At 69.8% G+C, this 16,715-nt stretch carries 12 protein-coding genes; 9 read left to right on the top strand and 3 right to left on the bottom strand.

Features of this window, described 5'->3' with window-relative positions:
- Positions 1-77: 77 nt before the first annotated feature.
- Positions 78-4,016: a type VII secretion protein EccCa gene (gene eccCa / locus ACIP5K_RS28080; RefSeq protein ID WP_401413919.1), complete on the bottom strand. Its 3,939-nt coding sequence runs from the start codon at positions 4,014-4,016 to the stop codon at positions 78-80.
- A gap of 341 nt (positions 4,017-4,357) precedes the next feature.
- Between eccCa and eccD the strand changes: the two genes are divergently transcribed.
- The 6 genes from eccD (at position 4,358) to ACIP5K_RS28050 (ending at position 11,454) form a co-directional block, all read left to right on the top strand.
- Positions 4,358-5,827, top strand: a complete 1,470-nt coding sequence (eccD, locus tag ACIP5K_RS28075; protein WP_401413917.1) for a type VII secretion integral membrane protein EccD — start codon at positions 4,358-4,360, stop codon at positions 5,825-5,827.
- 196 nt (positions 5,828-6,023) lie between these two features.
- Positions 6,024-6,311, top strand: a complete 288-nt coding sequence (gene rpsO / locus ACIP5K_RS28070) for a 30S ribosomal protein S15 (RefSeq protein WP_383489508.1) — start codon at positions 6,024-6,026, stop codon at positions 6,309-6,311.
- A gap of 291 nt (positions 6,312-6,602) precedes the next feature.
- Entirely contained in the window at positions 6,603-8,825 is a 2,223-nt protein-coding gene (locus ACIP5K_RS28065; RefSeq protein ID WP_401413915.1) for a polyribonucleotide nucleotidyltransferase, read from the top strand.
- On the top strand, positions 8,822-10,198 hold the full coding sequence (locus ACIP5K_RS28060) for a M16 family metallopeptidase (protein ID WP_401413913.1): 1,377 nt from the start codon (positions 8,822-8,824) through the stop codon (positions 10,196-10,198). The genes ACIP5K_RS28065 and ACIP5K_RS28060 overlap by 4 nt, the downstream gene beginning before the upstream one ends.
- 38 nt (positions 10,199-10,236) lie before the next feature.
- Entirely contained in the window at positions 10,237-10,992 is a 756-nt protein-coding gene (gene dapB, locus ACIP5K_RS28055) for a 4-hydroxy-tetrahydrodipicolinate reductase (protein WP_401413912.1), read from the top strand.
- A 9-nt stretch (positions 10,993-11,001) separates the two neighbouring features.
- Complete coding sequence (locus tag ACIP5K_RS28050; RefSeq protein WP_401413910.1) at positions 11,002-11,454, top strand: hypothetical protein; 453 nt, start codon at positions 11,002-11,004, stop codon at positions 11,452-11,454.
- A gap of 55 nt (positions 11,455-11,509) precedes the next feature.
- Here the strand turns inward: ACIP5K_RS28050 and ACIP5K_RS28045 are convergent, their stop codons facing one another.
- The gene (locus tag ACIP5K_RS28045; RefSeq protein ID WP_401413908.1) at positions 11,510-12,064 is read right to left on the bottom strand and encodes a hypothetical protein; all 555 of its coding nucleotides are present in this window, start codon (positions 12,062-12,064) and stop codon (positions 11,510-11,512) included.
- Between the two features lie 118 nt (positions 12,065-12,182).
- Positions 12,183-12,422: a hypothetical protein gene (locus tag ACIP5K_RS28040; protein WP_401413906.1), complete on the bottom strand. Its 240-nt coding sequence runs from the start codon at positions 12,420-12,422 to the stop codon at positions 12,183-12,185.
- Between the two features lie 213 nt (positions 12,423-12,635).
- Between ACIP5K_RS28040 and thyX the strand changes: the two genes are divergently transcribed.
- The 3 genes from thyX to ACIP5K_RS28025 all read left to right on the top strand — a co-directional run bounded on the left by thyX (position 12,636) and on the right by ACIP5K_RS28025 (position 16,330).
- Positions 12,636-13,376, top strand: a complete 741-nt coding sequence (gene thyX / locus ACIP5K_RS28035) for an FAD-dependent thymidylate synthase (protein WP_401413904.1) — start codon at positions 12,636-12,638, stop codon at positions 13,374-13,376.
- Positions 13,377-13,596: 220 nt separating this feature from the next.
- On the top strand, positions 13,597-14,496 hold the full coding sequence (gene dapA / locus ACIP5K_RS28030; RefSeq protein ID WP_401413902.1) for a 4-hydroxy-tetrahydrodipicolinate synthase: 900 nt from the start codon (positions 13,597-13,599) through the stop codon (positions 14,494-14,496).
- Positions 14,497-14,644: 148 nt separating this feature from the next.
- Positions 14,645-16,330 carry a ribonuclease J gene (locus ACIP5K_RS28025; protein ID WP_401413900.1) on the top strand — a complete coding sequence of 562 codons (1,686 nt, stop codon included), beginning with the start codon at positions 14,645-14,647 and terminating at the stop codon, positions 16,328-16,330.
- Positions 16,331-16,715 lie beyond the last annotated feature (385 nt).

Below are 16,715 nucleotides of genomic sequence, written 5' to 3'. Positions count from 1 at the left end.
CTCCTTCGAGCTGGTTGTGCGGACGGCGCCGGAGGCGGGTGCCTCCGGCGCCGTACCGTACCGGGGAAACGCGCGCGTCAGTTGTGCGTCGGCAGCCAGGCCGTCTGCACCAGCTGCGCGCCGCCCTTGCGGGTGATGAACATGCCACGGCCCTGCGGCAGGCGCTGCGGCTTCAGCGGGCCGAAGATCTGGCCCTCCGCCGGGTCGCCGGACAGCACGAGACCGGTCGCGCCGAGCTCCTTCATGCGCTGCATGACCGGCTCGAAGGACTGCCGCGCCGCACCCGACGACGACCGCGCCACGATGATGCGCAGGCCCAGGTCGCGGGCGAACGGCAGGTACTCCAGGAGCGACTGGAGCGGGTTGCCCGAGCTGGTCGCCACCAGGTCGTAGTCGTCGACGATGATGAACGCGTCGGGCAGGTCGTACCAGGACCGGTTGCGCAGCTGCTCCGGCGTGACGTCCGGACCCGGCATGCGCCGGCCCATCGAGCCCGCCAGACTCGTGACGACCTCCTGGAGCTGCGGACCCGACGCGCAGTACTTGTACAGGTGCGACTCGGGCATCTCGCTCAGGTGCGCGCGCCGGTAGTCGCCGACGACCAGGAGCGCCTTGTCCGTCGGGTACCGCTCCGCGATCTGCTTGGCGATCATGCGCAGGAACGCCGACTTGCCGGACTCGGACTCGCCGTAGACCACCATCAGCGGGTCGTTCTCGAAGTCGATGAACGCCGGCGACAGCGTCGTCTCGTCGACACCGATCGCGACGCCCCGCTCGGGGAAGTCGCTGCCCTTGGGGATCTCGCTGATGTGCAGCTTCGTCGGCAGCATCCGCACCGGCGGCGCGGCCGGACCCTGCCAGTGCTCGGCGATCGTCGTCACCATGTGCTCGATGCCCTGGCCGAGCGTCGTCACGTCCGAGGAGGCGTCGATGCGGGGCAGACCGGCGAGCGAGCTGAGCTTGTCCGGGGTCAGGCCGCGGCCGGGCATGCCGAGCGGCACGGCCTCCATCTTCTTGCGGTCGAACTCCGACTCCATCGGGTCGCCGAGCTTCAGCTCCACCCGGTTCAGGAGCTGGTCGCGCAGGGCGGGCCGCACCTCGCTGTAGCGGGCGGCGCCGATGAAGAGGTGGATGCCGAAGCCGAGACCGCGGGCGGCCAGGTCCAGGATGACCGGGTCCAGCTGCTCGTAGTCGGTCTTGAACGCGGCCCAGCCGTCGATGACCAGGAAGACGTCGCCCCACCGCTGGTCCGGGTACTGGCCGGCCGCGCGCCGCGCCCGGTAGGTGCCCATCGAGTCGACGTTGTTGGCGCGGAAGAACTCCTCGCGCTCGTTGAGGATGCCCCGCACCTCCGCGACCGTACGGCGGATCTTCTCCGCGTCGAGGCGGGAGGCGGCGCCGCCGACGTGCGGCAGGCCCTCCATCGACAGCATGCCGCCGCCACCGAAGTCCAGGCAGTAGAACTGCACCTCGGCCGGCGTGTGGGTGAGCGCGAACGCCGACATCACCGTGCGGATCAGGGTCGACTTGCCGGACTGCGGGCCGCCGACCACGAGGGCGTGACCGGACGAGCCGGAGAAGTCCAGGTACTGGATGTCGCGGCGCTGCTCGAACGGCTTGTCCACCAGCGCCATCGGCACGACCAGCTTGCCCTGCGCCGCGTACTCGGCGGCGTGCAGACCGCGCTCCGGCGTCGTCGACAGCGGCGGCAGCAGCGCGTCCATGGAGGGGGACTCCTCCAGCGGGGGCAGCCACACCTGGTGGGGCGGCGGGCCCTGGCCGACGAGACGCGCCACGATCACGTCGAGGACGGTGTCCGCGAGCGCGTCGTCGACCTGGTCCGGCACCTCCTCGGGCTCCGGCTCCTGGATGATCTGCTGCGCGACCGGCGCCGCCGTGAACAGCACCGGCTGCCGGTGGGCGCGCGACCCGCCGGGCCCCGCGCCGCCGGGCCGGTAGACACCGCCGACGTACGCGGCCTTGAACTGGATCATCGTCTCGGTGTCGTACTTGAGGATGCCCGAACCCGGCACGTTCGGCAGGTGGTAGGCGTCCGGGACACCGATCGCCGTACGGGACTCGGCGGCCGAGAAGGTGCGCAGACCGATCCGGTACGACAGGAACGTGTCGAGGCCGCGCAGCTTGCCCTCCTCCAGGCGCTGCGAGGCGAGCAGCATGTGCACGCCCATGGAGCGGCCGATGCGGCCGATCTGGATGAACATCTCGATGAAGTCGGGCCGCGCGGTGAGCAGTTCGGAGAACTCGTCGAGCACCATCACCAGGGACGGCAGCGGGTCCAGCGGGGCACCCGCCGCGCGCGCCTTCTCGTAGTCGGTGATGTTGGCGTAGTTGCCCGCCGAGCGCAGAAGCTCCTGGCGGCGCTGGAGCTCACCGGTGATCGAGTCGCGCATGCGGTCGATGAGGGTGAGGTCGTCGGCCAGGTTGGTGATGACGGCGGCGACGTGCGGCAGTTCGGACATGCCGGCGAAGGTCGCGCCGCCCTTGAAGTCGGCGAGGATGAAGTTCAGCGTCTCCGAGGAGTGCGTCACGGTCAGCGCCAGCACCAGGGTGCGCAGCACCTCGGACTTTCCGGAACCGGTGGCGCCGACGCACAGGCCGTGCGGGCCCATGCCCTCCTGCGAGGCCTCCTTGATGTCGAGCATGACCGGCTGGCCGTCGCGGTCCACCCCGAGCGGCACGCGCAGCCGCTCGTGCAGGGTGCGCGGGCGCCAGGTGCGCGAGACGTCCACCGAACCGGCGTCGCCGATGCCCATCAGCTCGGTGAAGTCCAGGTTGGCCAGCAGCGGTTCGTCGCCGTCCGCCGAACCGGCGCGCAGCGGCGCGAGCTGCCGGGCGAGGGCCTCGGCCTCGGTGGCCGACAGGGTGTCGCAGATACCGGTGTACTGGGTTCCGCCCTGCGACTCCAGGAGCAGGCTGCCCGGGTGGACCTGCACGGACAGCGAGCCGCGCAGCTCCTCGACGATGCCGGGGACCACCTCGATGATGGTCACGCCCTGGAGGCCCTCGGCGCCCGCGATCAGCGAGTCGTCGGGGATGTCGCCGCCGTCCATGACGACCACGAGGTGCGGGGCGTCGGCGACCGGCGGCCCGTTCGGGTTGAACCGGCCGCGGCCGTCGAGGTCGTCGGCGAGCATGTCCTCGACCTCGCCGAGGTCGTCGACGATCATGCGCCGGGAGCCCGCGCCGTCCACGGTGGAGTCCTGGACGTGCGGCAGCCACTTCGTCCACTCCCACTCGGCCATCGCGCCGGGCGAGGCCACCACCGCGACCCGCAGGTCCTCGGGGGAGTGCAGGGTGCACAGCTGGGCGATCAGCGCGCGGGCCGCGCCGTACGTGGTGTCCGGATCACCGGAGATGCTGACGTGGTAGAAGGACCGCAGCGACACGGCCAGCGGCAGCGCGTCGAGCGTGCCGTGGGTGTCGAGGAACGACTTCATCGCGTGCGCGGTGAGCGGCTCCAGCTCGTCGAGCGGCGCGGTCTCCGGCGCCATCAGCGGCGTGGCCAGCTGCTGCGGGCCGAGGCCGAGCCGTACCTGAGTGAAGTCGCCGTCGCTCGCCCGCCGCTCCCAGACCCGCCGCCCCTCGGCGACCAGCGCCCACAGCTGCTCCGGGTTCGGGTGCAGGAAGAACTGCCCGTCCCGCTGCTTGCGCGCGGTGGTCCGCACCTCGCGCCGCACCTGGGCCAGGTACTTGAGGTAGTCCTGGCGCTCCTGGGCCATCTCGGCGCCGCCGCCCTGCCGCGCCTTGATCAGCTGGGCCAGGGCCATCGCGAGGGTGGAGACGATCATGACGCCACCCATGATCTTCATGATCGACTGCCCCGACGTGAAGAAGAACGCCGAGGAGGTGCCCATGCCCAGCATGGGCAGCAGGCTCATCATGAGGTTCTGGTCTTCGGGCCGGGCCAGCTCGGGCGGCGGCTCCAGCGTCACCTCGTTCGTCGGTACGTCGGGCGGCAATACCCGAGGCGGGCGCTTGACGATGACCACGCTCACCGAGGCACCAGTCCTTATTCATCGGCTTCGTCGGTAAATTCGGTTCCGTACGCACAGATGTCGTGCGCATCGGTATATGTCGGACCGCCCCCGTTACCGGCGGTACCCCCAGGCCGGAGAGCGAGTGCTCCGGCGTGCCGGATGATCCTACTGACTCCGGTCAACTCACGGGGCCCATGGGGTGAGATGAGACCTGGACGGTACGCTGTCGCCCCGCGCGTGACGCCATTCGGACGCCGCACGGGCGCCGAACGAACGTGGTCCGCACCGAAAATCCGCGACGCCACACCAATTCTCCACAGCGACGCCACACCAATTTCTTTACAAGGGGGAACCGCGAGGTGAGCACCACCGCTCTTGCCGGGGGCGGGACCGGCTTCTGCCGCGTCACCGTCGCCGCACCGGACGCACGTATCGACGTCGCCCTGCCCGAGGACACGGCCCTGGCCGACATCTATCCCGAGATCCTCCAGCTCTCCGGACAGACCCAGGCCGAGGGCGACCCCACCGGCTACCACCTGGTCCGCCGGGACGGCACCGTCCTGGACGCCGGCCGCTCCCTCGCCGACCAGCGGGTCCTCGACGGCGACGTGCTGCTGCTGCGCCCCTTCGGCGAATCGCTGCCCGCCGCGGTGTTCGACGACGTCTCCGACGCCGTCGCCTCCGCGGTCCGCCGCGACCGGCGCCGCTGGAGCGACGAGCTGATGAGCGTCGTGGGCCTCGCCGCGGGCGTGCTGCTGCTGACGATGATGGCGTTCGCCCTGTGGTTCTCGAACCCGACGGACCGCGACATGCACGGTCTGCCCGGGATCATCGCCGGCGTCGTCGGCGTCCTGCTCGTCGCCCTGTCCGTGGTCCGCGCCCGGGTCTACGACGACCGCGCCGCGTCCACCGCGCTGGGCCTCGCCGCCCTGCCGCACCTGCTCCTCGCCGGCTCCGGCCTCTTCCCCGCCGACGGCGGCGAGGGACCCGGCCGGCTCCAGCTGCTGTCCGGCTGCGTCGTGGTGCTCGCCGCCTCCGCGCTGCTCGTGGTGCTGCTCCCGCACGGCGACGCCGTGTTCGTCGCCGCCGCCCTGTGCTCGGCCGTCGGCGCCCTCGCCACCTTCGGCGCCCTGGTCACCGAGGCCCGCCCGCGCGAGGTGGCCGCCGTCACCGCGGTCGTCGCGATCATCGCCGTGGCCTGGCTGCCCGGCCTCTCCGCCCGCTCGGCCCGGCTCCCCATCGGCTACCGCTCGCCCGACCAGATCGCCCAGGGCCGCGACTACGGCCGCGACGAGGAGGAGCACGTCGACTTCGGCCGCATCGGCGCCCAGGTCCGCCGCGGCCACGAACTGCTGCTCGGCCTCGTCATCGGCTGCGCCACGGTCGCCGTCGCCACGGCCGGCGTCGTGCTCGGCTTCTCCGACCAGGTCTGGTCCCAGCTGCTCGCCCTCGCCTGCGGCATCGCCGTGATGCTCCGCGCCCGCCTGTTCGACTACACCGCACAGGTCGCCTCCCTGGTCGTGGGCGGCCTGCTCATCCTCGGCCTGCTGATCCTCGGCATGTCCCTGCACGTCCCGCAGTCCCTGCTCATCAGCCTCGTGCAGGGCGACAGCGGCCCGCTCAACGTCCACACCCTCTGGTTCACCGCGGCGATCGGCGGCGGCGCCGCGCTGCTCGTGGCGGTCGGCCTGACCGTGCCGCGCAAGGGCGTCTCCCCGTTCTGGGGCCGTATCCTCGACCTCTTCGACGGCTTCGTCCTGCTCACCCTGGTCCCGCTGTGCCTGGCGGTGCTCGGCCTCTACACGCAGGTACGCAGCATGGTCAGCTGACCGGCCCGCACCCCGGCGGCCGTGGTCAGGGCAGCAGTCGAGCGACTGCTATCCTGGTCCACGGCCGTTTGTGTACGCGCCCCCGGCAGCAGCTGGGGACAGCGCCCAGCGAGCCCCGCCTCCCGAGTTCCGGAAGCTCCCCTGAGATGTAGACCAGGGGCGCTCGGAGGCGCTCAAGAATCTACGAGGAGTAAGCGTGGCACTCGACACCGCTACGAAGAAGCAGATCATCGACGAGTTCGGCCAGAAGGAGGGCGACACCGGCTCTCCCGAGGTCCAGGTCGCCATGCTCTCCCGCCGCATCTCGGACCTGACCGAGCACCTCAAGACCCACAAGCACGACCACCACTCGCGTCGTGGTCTGCTGATCCTGGTCGGCCAGCGCCGCCGCCTCCTGCAGTACCTGGCCAAGAAGGACATCGCGCGCTTCCGTGTCCTGGTCGAGCGCCTCGGCATCCGCCGCGGTGCGGCCGGCGCCCGTTAAGACGCTGTGAAGGGGAGCGGTTCCCGAAGACGGGGGCCGCTCCCTTTGCCGTACGTGCGCACAGGCACGCAGGCTTTGTAGTGTGGTGGCGTACCACCACGAAGATGACGAGGAGAAGCGCACCTCGCCGCCGCCGGTCCTCGGTAGTGGCCCCCGGAGACGCAAGAGGATCCCCGGGTGCTTCGATCGAAGACCGGCCTGCACACACGGCGCGCTTCTCCGCACCGTCCCCCTGCCACACGGGCAGCGGGACAAAAGACGTAACAGACGAAAGTAATGGAGAAAACGCTAGTGGAGAACGAGACCCACTACGCCGAGGCCGTCATTGACAACGGCTCCTTCGGCACCCGCACCATCCGCTTCGAGACGGGCCGCCTGGCCCGCCAGGCCGCCGGCTCCGCCGTGGCCTACCTCGACGACGACACCATGGTGCTCTCGGCCACCTCGGCCTCGAAGAACCCCAAGGACAACCTCGACTTCTTCCCCCTCACGGTGGACGTCGAGGAGCGGCAGTACGCCGCCGGCAAGATCCCCGGCAGCTTCTTCCGCCGCGAGGGCCGGCCCTCCGAGGACGCCATCCTCACCTGCCGCCTGATCGACCGCCCGCTGCGCCCGTCCTTCAAGAAGGGCCTGCGCAACGAGATCCAGGTCGTCGCCACGATCATGGCGCTCAACCCCGACCACCTGTACGACGTCGTGGCGATCAACGCCGCGTCCGCGTCGACGCAGCTGGCCGGCCTGCCCTTCTCCGGCCCGGTCGGCGGCGTCCGCGTCGCGCTGATCAACGGCCAGTGGGTCGCGTTCCCGACGCACACCGAGCTCGAGGACGCCGTCTTCGACATGGTCGTCGCCGGTCGCGTCCTGGAGGACGGCGACGTCGCGATCATGATGGTCGAGGCCGAGGCCACCGACAAGACCATCAAGCTCGTCGAGGGCGGCGCCGAGGCGCCCACCGAGGAGGTCGTCGCCGCGGGCCTCGACGCCGCGAAGCCCTTCATCAAGGTCCTCTGCAAGGCCCAGTCGGACCTCGCCGCGAAGGCCGCCAAGCCGACCGCCGAGTTCCCGATCTTCCTGGACTACCAGGACGACGTGCTCGAGGCGCTGACCTCCGCGGTCAAGACCGAGCTGTCCGCCGCCCTCACCATCCCGGGCAAGCAGGACCGCGAGGCCGAGCTGGACCGCGTCAAGGGTCTGGCCGCCGAGAAGCTCCTCCCGCAGTTCGAGGGCCGCGAGAAGGAGATCTCCGCCGCGTACCGCTCGCTGACCAAGTCCCTGGTCCGTGAGCGCGTCATCAAGGAGAAGAAGCGCATCGACGGCCGCGGTGTCACCGACATCCGCACCCTGGCCGCCGAGGTCGAGGCCATCCCGCGCGTGCACGGCTCCGCCCTGTTCGAGCGCGGCGAGACCCAGATCCTGGGCGTCACCACGCTGAACATGCTGCGCATGGAGCAGCAGCTGGACACCCTCTCCCCGGTGACCCGCAAGCGCTACATGCACAACTACAACTTCCCGCCGTACTCCGTCGGTGAGACGGGCCGCGTCGGCTCCCCGAAGCGCCGCGAGATCGGCCACGGCGCGCTCGCCGAGCGCGCGATCGTGCCGGTCCTGCCGACGCGCGAGGAGTTCCCCTACGCGATCCGCCAGGTCTCCGAGGCGCTGGGCTCCAACGGCTCGACGTCGATGGGCTCGGTCTGCGCCTCGACCATGTCGCTGCTGAACGCCGGTGTGCCGCTGAAGGCCCCCGTCGCCGGTATCGCCATGGGCCTGATCTCGCAGGAGATCAAGGGCGAGACGCACTACGTCGCCCTCACCGACATCCTCGGCGCCGAGGACGCGTTCGGTGACATGGACTTCAAGGTCGCCGGCACCAAGGACTTCGTCACGGCCCTCCAGCTGGACACGAAGCTCGACGGCATCCCGGCCTCCGTCCTGGCCGCCGCCCTCAAGCAGGCCCGCGACGCCCGCCTCCACATCCTCGACGTGATGATGGAAGCGATCGACGTCCCGGACGAGATGTCCCCGAACGCCCCGCGGATCATCACCGTCAAGATCCCCGTGGACAAGATCGGTGAGGTCATCGGCCCCAAGGGCAAGATGATCAACCAGATCCAGGAGGACACCGGCGCCGACATCACGATCGAGGACGACGGCACCATCTACATCGGTGCCGCCCAGGGCTCGCAGGCCGAGGCCGCCCGCGCCACGATCAACGGCATCGCCAACCCGACCATGCCGGAGGTCGGCGAGCGCTACCTGGGCACCGTCGTGAAGACGACGACCTTCGGCGCGTTCGTGTCGCTCATGCCCGGCAAGGACGGTCTGCTGCACATCTCGCAGATCCGCAAGCTCGCCGGCGGCAAGCGCGTGGAGAACGTCGAGGACGTCGTCGGCGTGGGCCAGAAGGTCCAGGTCGAGATCGCCGAGATCGACTCCCGCGGCAAGCTGTCCCTCGTCCCGGTCATCGAGGGCGAGGACGGCGACGACGCCGACAAGAAGGACGACGCCGACAAGTGACGTCCCGTAGCACCACGACGACGGCCCGCACCTCCTCGGAGGGGCGGGCCGTCGCCCGTACCCAAACCCTGATCAAGGGCGACAACGGCATCGGCACCGTCCGCAGGACCACGCTCCCCAGCGGCCTGCGCATCGTCACCGAGACCCTGCCCTCCGTCCGCTCCGCGACCTTCGGCATCTGGGCCCACGTCGGCTCCCGTGACGAGACACCGACGCTCAACGGCGCGACGCACTACCTGGAGCACCTGCTCTTCAAGGGCACCAGGAAGCGCAGCGCACTCGACATCTCCGCCGCCGTCGACGCGGTCGGCGGCGAGATGAACGCGTTCACGGCGAAGGAGTACACGTGCTACTACGCGCGCGTGCTCGACACCGACCTGCCGCTCGCCATCGACGTCGTCTGCGACATGCTGACCGGCTCCCTCATCGAGGAGGAGGACGTCGACGCGGAGCGCGGCGTGATCCTCGAAGAGATCGCCATGACCGAGGACGACGCCGGTGACGTCGTCCACGACCTGTTCGCCCACACCATGCTCGGCGACACCCCGCTCGGCCGCCCGGTCCTCGGCACGGTCGACACGATCAACGCGCTGAGCCGCGGCCAGATCGCCCGCTTCTACCGCAGGCACTACGACCCGACCCACCTGGTCGTGGCCGCGGCCGGCAACGTCGACCACGACAAGGTCGTCCGCCAGGTCCGCACCGCCTTCGACAAGGCGGGCGCGCTCACCGGCACGGCCGCGCCCTCGGGCCCGCGCACCGGCCGCAAGACCCTGCGCGCGGCCGGCCGCATGGAACTGCTCGGCCGCAAGACCGAGCAGGCCCACGTCATCCTCGGCATGCCGGGCCTGGCCCGCACCGACGACCGCCGCTGGGCCATGGGCGTCCTCAACACGGCCCTGGGCGGCGGCATGTCCTCGCGCCTCTTCCAGGAGGTCCGCGAGAAGCGCGGACTCGCCTACAGCGTGTACTCGTACACCTCGTCGTTCGCCGACTGCGGCCTGTTCGGCGTCTACGCGGGCTGCCGCCCGAACCAGGTGCACGACGTCCTGAAGATCTGCCGCGACGAGCTGGACCAGGTCGCGCGGCACGGCCTCACCGACGACGAGCTGACCCGCGCCGTCGGCCAGCTCAAGGGCTCCACGGTGCTCGGCCTGGAGGACACCGGCGCGCTGATGAACCGCATCGGCAAGAGCGAGCTGTGCTGGGGCGAGCAGATGTCCGTCGACGACATGCTGACCCGCATCTCCCGGGTGACCCCGGACGAGGTGCGCGAGGTGGCCCGCGAGATCCTGGGGCAGCGCCCGTCCCTGTCGGTGATAGGGCCGCTCAAGGACAAGCAGGCGGCACGCCTCCACGAGGCCGTCGCGTAACCCTTCGCCCCCTTCGTCTGTAAGGAAGCTGGAAGAACATGAGCAAGCTGCGCGTGGCGGTCCTCGGCGCCAAGGGCCGCATCGGCTCCGAGGCGGTCCGTGCCGTCGAGGCCGCCGAGGACATGGAGCTGGTCGCGGCCCTCGGCCGGGGAGACGCGCTGGACTCGCTGGTCGGGTCCGGCGCCCAGGTCGTGGTCGAGCTGACCACGCCCGACTCGGTGATGGCGAACCTGGAGTTCGCGGTCGGCCACGGCATGCACGCCGTCGTCGGCACGACGGGCTGGACCGAGGACCGCCTCGCACAGCTGGACTCCTGGCTCGCGGCCTCCCCGGACACCGGCGTCCTGATCGCCCCGAACTTCTCCATCGGCGCGGTCCTGACGATGAAGTTCGCCGAGGTGGCGGCCCCCTACTTCGAGTCGGTCGAGGTCATCGAGCTGCACCACCCGAAGAAGGTCGACGCCCCCTCGGGCACGGCCGCGCGCACCGCCCAGCTGATCGCGGCGGCGCGCGCGAAGGCCGGCAGCGCGCCCGCGCCGGACGCGACGCGGACCGCGCTCGACGGCGCGCGTGGCGCGGACGTGGACGGCGTCCCCGTCCACTCGGTGCGCCTGCGCGGCCTGCTGGCCCACCAGGAGGTCCTGCTGGGCGCCGAGGGCGAGACCCTCACCCTCCGCCACGACTCGCTGCACCACAGCAGCTTCATGCCGGGCATCCTCCTGGGCGCCCGCAAGGTCGTGTCGGCCCCCGGCCTCACCTTCGGCCTGGAACACTTCCTCGACCTGAACGGCTGACCCGCGGCCATGCGCGCGAAAATCACGTACGCCCTCACGGCGGCGGTCCTGGTCGTCTACTTCGTCCTGGCCGGCGACCGCGGCATCATGCTGATCCAGCAGGGCACCCTCCTGACGGTCACCTTCGGCGTCGCGGTGCTGATCCTGCCGGTCATCGGCATCTGGTTCCTGTGGGCGAACACCCAGTTCGTCCGCAAGGCCAACCGGCTCGCCGTGCTCCTGGAGGCGGAGGGCGGCCTGCCCGTCGACGAACTCCGCCGGGACGGCTACGGCCGCATCGACCGCGACTCCGCCGACGAGGTCTTCGCCCGCCGCAAGGCGGAGACGGAGGACACGCCGGGGGACTGGCGCTGCTGGTTCCGCCTCGCGGTCGCCTACCGCGACGCCCGCGACACCCCTCGCGCCCGCAAAGCCATGCAGCGCGCGATCGCCCTCCAGGAGGGCCGCACGCTCAGCGCCTGACACACGACGAAGGGCCCGCCGGGATCTCCCGGCGGGCCCTTTTCCCGTACGTCGATCAGCTCTGCGGCCGGTACTCCTCGGCCCACACCTCGATGCTGTCGGCGGCCCGGTCGAACGCCGTGGACCGGCCGAGGAAGTCGGCGCCGTGGCTGGTCAGCAGCGTCGTCTGCTCACCCGTACGATCCCGCCGCACGAGGACCAGGGCCTGTCCCTGGACCGTGCGGGGCAGCCCGAGCCAGCGCACCGGCTGCTGCACCGTGCGGGCGGTCACGACCTGGTCCCAGCGCGCCGTGCGGGTCTGGAAGAACGCGACGTGCCGCAGCCCGCGCGCGCTCACCCAGGTACCCATCCGCAGCAGCCGCAGCGCGGCCGCGATGATGAGCACCGCCAGCACCCCGCACAGGGTCGCGGCGGTCACGTCACCGGCCACGGCGATGATCACGGCTGCGAAGAGCACGTACGACGCCAGCAGCAGAAGCAGGGCCGCCGCGCCGACCCGGTAGGGACCCGGGCGGTACGGGCGCCGCCACTGGTCCCGGTCGTCGAAGGGCAGCGCGACGTCCGCGGCCTCGTCGAAAGCACGGTCGGCCGTCAGGAAGGGCAGGGGCACGACGGGTCCTCACTCGATCCACGCTGGTCTTGGGGCTGTGCCCGGTGAGGCTACCCAGGCGGCACGAGCCCTTCCACTTCAGGGGGTCCGGACGAGGAAGGCACACTCCGGCGGCGGCTCAGCGCCCGTCCGACGCCTCGGACTGCTGGACGTGCTGCGTGGACTGATCGGCGGACAGGGCCGGCATCCCGAACAGCAGGGAGCCGGTGATGCCCGCGACGACCGTCAGCCCGACCAGCCATCGGCCGGCGAGCTGGCTCACGGAGGGCCGTTCGCGCGCGGGCGGCGTGACGTTACTGCGGAACTTGTCGGCTTCGGCGATGAAGGCGAAGGGTACGGGTTCGCGCCGACGGAACATGGGTGGTGCTTCTCCTCAAGGGGTTCGAACGAAGTGTGTTCATCTACACAGACGCACGCCTGCCCCAAAAGGTGCCGTCAACCGCCGAATTCCCAGAAGTTTTTTCCCGATCGGTGGTGAACGGGGTGAGAACGGTGCGAATGCCGCGTTGTCGGTGGTGGCCCGTAGAGTGGGCGCCGCCCGACCGTAGTGATGGGAAGGACCCCCCGAGCCGTGACCGAAACCCCTCTTGAAGACCTCAAGCCGACGTTCCGCGGAGACGTGACCGTGGAACTGGTGAAGCACACCGCCAGCGACTCCGACGTGCTGTTCGCGGCCCGTGTCTCCACCGTGGGCGAGCAGTCCCTGGACGAGCTGTCCAAGGACCCCGCCCGGTCCAAGGGGCTCATCAACTACCTGATGCGCGACCGTCACGGCAGCCCGTTCGAGCACAACTCGATGACGTTCCTCATCAGCGCGCCGATCTTCGTCTTCCGCGAGTTCATGCGCCACCGCGTGGGCTGGTCGTACAACGAGGAATCGGGCCGCTACAGGGAGCTCCAGCCGGTCTTCTACGTCCCGGACGCCGACCGCAAGCTGGTCCAGGAGGGCCGTCCCGGCAAGTACGAGTTCGTCGAGGGCACTCGCGCGCAGCAGGAGCTGACGGCCCGCTGCATGGAGGACTCCTACCGTCAGGCGTACGAGGCGTACCAGGAGATGCTGGCGGCGGGGGTGGCCCGCGAGGTGGCCCGCGCGGTGCTTCCGGTCGGCCTGTTCTCGTCGATGTACGCGACGTGCAACGCGCGCTCGCTGATGCACTTCCTCGGCCTGCGCACCCAGCACGAGCTGGCGAAGGTGCCGTCGTTCCCGCAGCGGGAGATCGAGATGGTCGGCGAGAAGATGGAGGCGGAGTGGGCGACCCTCATGCCGCTCACCTACGCGGCCTTCAACGCCAACGGCAGGGTGGCGCCGTAGCCCCGAGCGGGGCCCGCTCCGTACGGCCGGAGCACACATGTACGGATGAGCCGACCGAAGTGTCCGTATTGCGGCATTTCGTAAAGTTCATCTAGCCTGATCAAACGGACCCGGCACTGCTTGAACCCCCGAGCAGGCAGTGCCGGGCTCCTCCTTTGTCGCGACTTGTCGTATCCCCCGAGGGGGGACCCGGCACTGAGCAGCGAGTAGCGTGTTACCCATGGCTCCGACCTCCACTCCGCAGACCCCCTTCGGGAGGGTCCTCACCGCCATGGTCACGCCCTTCGCGGCGGACGGCGCACTCGACCTCGACGGCGCGCAGCGGCTCGCCGCCCACCTGGTGGACGCAGGCAACGACGGCCTGATCGTCAACGGCACCACCGGCGAGTCCCCGACCACCAGCAACGCGGAGAAATCGGATCTCGTACGAGCCGTCGTGGAGGCGGTCGGCGAACGCGCCCACGTCGTCGCCGGAGTCGGCACGAACGACACCCGCCACAGCATCGAGCTGGCCCGCCAGGCCCAGCAGGCCGGTGCGCACGGCCTCCTCACGGTCACGCCGTACTACAACAAGCCCCCGCAGGAGGGCCTGCTCCGCCACTTCACCGCGATCGCCGACGCGACCGACCTGCCGGTGATGCTGTACGACATCCCGGGCCGCAGCGGCGTGCCGATCAACAGCGAGACGATCGTCCGGCTGGCCGAGCACCCGCGCATCGTCGCGAACAAGGACGCCAAGGGCGACCTCGGACGCGCCTCCTGGACCATCGCCCGCTCGGGCCTGCCCTGGTACTCGGGCGACGACATGCTGAACCTGCCGCTGCTGTCCGTGGGCGCCGTCGGCTTCGTCTCCGTCGTCGGCCATGTGGTGGCCCCCGAGCTGCGCACCATGCTCGACGCCTACATGTCGGGCGACGTGCACAAGGCGACGGAGATCCACCAGAAGCTGCTCCCGGTCTTCACCGGCATGTTCCGCACGCAGGGCGTCATCACGACGAAGGCCGCGCTGGCCCTCCAGGGACTGCCCGCGGGCCCCCTGCGGCTGCCGCTCGTGGAGCTCAGTCCTGATGAAACCGCGCAGCTCAAGATCGATCTTGCTGCCGGCGGGGTACAGCTCTAAACACAGACTTCGCAAAGCTTCACAACTGAATCAACAGAACAAGCAGCACGAACAGCTACACCTCTGTCATCACCACAACAGCTACTGCACGAACGTCACGCGCGCCACGTGCCTCCCGGTACGTGGCGTGCGTGGTGAGGAGAGTCTTTTGAGTCATCCGCATCCTGAACTGGGCGCCCCGCCGAAGCTCCCGAAGGGCGGCCTGCGCGTCACCCCGCTCGGCGGCCTCGGCGAGATCGGGCGCAACATGACCGTCTTCGAATTCGACGGCCGTCTGCTGATCGTCGACTGCGGAGTGCTCTTCCCCGAGGAGGAGCAGCCCGGAATCGACCTGATCCTGCCGGACTTCTCGTCCATCAGGGACCGCCTCGACGACATCGAGGGGATCGTGCTCACGCACGGGCACGAGGACCACATCGGTGGTGTCCCGTACCTGCTGCGCGAGAAGCCGGACATCCCGCTGATCGGTTCCAAGCTGACCCTCGCGCTGATCGAGGCGAAGCTCCAGGAGCACCGCATCCGCCCGTACACCCTTGAGGTGGCCGAGGGCGACCGCGAGCGCCTGGGCCCGTTCGACTGCGAGTTCGTCGCGGTCAACCACTCGATCCCGGACGCGCTGGCCGTCGCCATCCGCACCCCGGCGGGCATGGTCGTCCACACCGGCGACTTCAAGATGGACCAGCTCCCCCTGGACCGTCGCCTCACCGACCTGCCGACCTTCGCGCGGCTCGGCGAGGAGGGCATGGACCTGCTCCTGTCCGACTCGACGAACGCCGAGGTCCCGGGTTTCGTCCCGCCCGAGCGCGACATCTCGAACGTGATCCGCGGCGTCTTCGCCGGCGCCCAGAAGCGGATCATCGTCGCCTCGTTCGCGAGCCACGTCCACCGCATCCAGCAGATCCTGGACGCGGCCCACGAGTACGGCCGCAGGGTCGCCTTCGTCGGCCGCTCGATGGTCCGCAACATGGGCATCGCGCGTGACCTCGGCTACCTGAAGGTGCCGGCCGGTCTCGTCGTGGACGTCAAGACCCTCGACGACCTGCCGGACAGCGAGGTCGTCCTGGTCTGCACGGGTTCGCAGGGCGAGCCGATGGCCGCCCTCTCCCGGATGGCCAACCGCGACCACCAGATCCGCATCGTCTCCGGCGACACGGTGATCCTGGCGTCGTCCCTGATCCCCGGCAACGAGAACGCGGTCTACCGCGTGATCAACGGCCTGACCCGCTGGGGCGCGAACGTCATCCACAAGGGCAACGCCAAGGTGCACGTCTCGGGCCACGCGTCCGCGGGCGAGCTCCTGTACTTCTACAACATCTGCAAGCCCAAGAACCTGATGCCGGTCCACGGCGAATGGCGCCACCTGCGCGCCAACGCCGAGCTGGGCGCCCTCACCGGCGTCCCGCACGACCGCATCGTGATCGCCGAGGACGGCGTCGTCGTCGACCTGGTCGACGGCAAGGCCAAGATCGTGGGCAAGGTTCAGGCGGGCTACGTCTACGTGGACGGGCTGTCCGTCGGTGACGTGCGCGAGCCGGCCCTGAAGGACCGCAAGATCCTCGGGGACGAGGGCATCATCTCGGTCTTCGTGGTGGTGGACTCCAGCACCGGCAAGATCACCAGCGGTCCGAACATCCAGGCCCGCGGATCCGGCATCGAGGACTCCGCGTTCCACGCGGTCGTCCCGAGGATCCAGGACGTCCTGGAGAAGTCGGCCCAGGACGGCGTCGTCGAACCCCACCAGCTGCAGCAGCTCATCCGCCGCACGCTGGGCAAGTGGGTCTCCGACACCTACCGCCGGCGCCCGATGATCCTCCCGGTCGTCGTCGAGGTCTGAGACACCTCAGGAGCGGGGCGCCTCGATTTGCATCGAGGCGCCCCGCTCCAGTACGTTTACGGCTCCGCCTGAGGGGAACCCGACGTGATTACGCGCTCGGACCCAGCTCCCCAAGGGGCCGGAAATTCCGACTCAGAACCTCTGATAAAGTCGGAGCAGCCGAAAGGCAAAGGCCCTCCAACGGCCACCGGAAACAAATTCCGAACCGGAAACGGAACGGAAAAAGGATCTGGTAAGGTTGGAAACACGAAAGACCGAAGGGAAGCGCCCGGAGGAAAGCCCGAGAGGGCGAGTACAAAGGAAGCGTCCGTTCCTTGAGAACTCAACAGCGTGCCAAAAATCAACGCCAGATATGTTGATACCCCGTCTCCGGCCATCAGGTCGG

The organism is Streptomyces sp. NPDC088785 (assembly GCF_044750685.1).
Classification (GTDB): Bacteria; Actinomycetota; Actinomycetes; order Streptomycetales; family Streptomycetaceae; genus Streptomyces.
This window is presented reverse-complemented; position numbering and strand designations above follow the sequence as displayed.